This is a genomic window from Erwinia sp. MYb416, assembly GCF_037479575.1.
GTDB classification, from domain to species: Bacteria; Pseudomonadota; Gammaproteobacteria; order Enterobacterales; family Enterobacteriaceae; genus Erwinia; species Erwinia rhapontici.
This window is the reverse complement of the sequence record NZ_JBBGYT010000366.1, coordinates 1-922: the sequence shown is the minus strand read 5'-3', so window position 1 is coordinate 922 and position 922 is coordinate 1. Positions and strand designations below refer to the sequence as shown.

Below are 922 nucleotides of genomic sequence, written 5' to 3'. Positions count from 1 at the left end.
ACAATAATGCCGATCGCCAGCACCATGCCAAACATGGTCAGCACGTTGATCGAGAACCCCGACATCAGCATCACGGTAAACGTCCCGAGTAACGCGATGGGCGCAACAATGGCCGGTATAAAGGTGTAGCGCACGTTTTGCAGGAACAGATACATCACCAGGAACACCAGCACCATCGCTTCGATAAAGGTATAAATCACCTTCTCGATAGAGACTTTCACGAACGGCGTGGTATCAAACGGAATGCTGTACTTCATCCCGGCGGGCATGGCTTTACTCAGTTCTTCCAGCCGTGCTTTCACCTCTTCAGCCGTGCGCAAGGCGTTTGCGCCAGGTGCCAGCTGAATCGCCGCTCCGGTCGAGACGCGCCCATTCTCCCTTGTGGAGAAACCGGAGGTTTGTGGGCCCAGCTCAATCCGTGCGACATCAGAGAGCGCCACGCGCGAACCATCCAGATTTGCCCGTAACGTAATGCGCCCAAACTCCTCCGGCGTGCCGAGCTGGCCCTGTACCGTCATCGGGTACGTCACGCGCTGGCCTGTAACGGCGGGATCATCCCCAATGCGGCCCGGCGATATCTGTACGTTCTCAGCGCTGATCGCCTGACTGATATCCCGAATGGTCAGGTGGTACTGCGTCAGTTTTATCGGGTCCAGCCAGATGCGCATCGCCTTTTCAGCGCCAAACAGCTGAACGCGACCCACGCCATCCATTCGGCGTAGCTCTTCCGACATATTGCGCGAGAAGTAATCGCTGAGATCGCCTTCAGTGATATTCCCCTGTTCTGACGTCAGGCCGACGATCATCAGAAAGCTGGACGATGCCGCCTCAACGTTAAGCCCGTTTTGTCGCACGACCTGCGGCAGACGCGGCTCAACGATTTTAATGCGGTTCTGCACATCCACCTGCGCCAGCTCTGGAT

1 protein-coding gene is annotated in these 922 nt (G+C 56.7%); it reads right to left on the bottom strand.

All coding sequences use genetic code 11. The features are described 5' to 3' along the window. Positions 1-922 (bottom strand): efflux RND transporter permease subunit (locus WH277_RS05340; protein ID WP_339504841.1); only part of this gene is annotated, 922 nt, incomplete at both ends.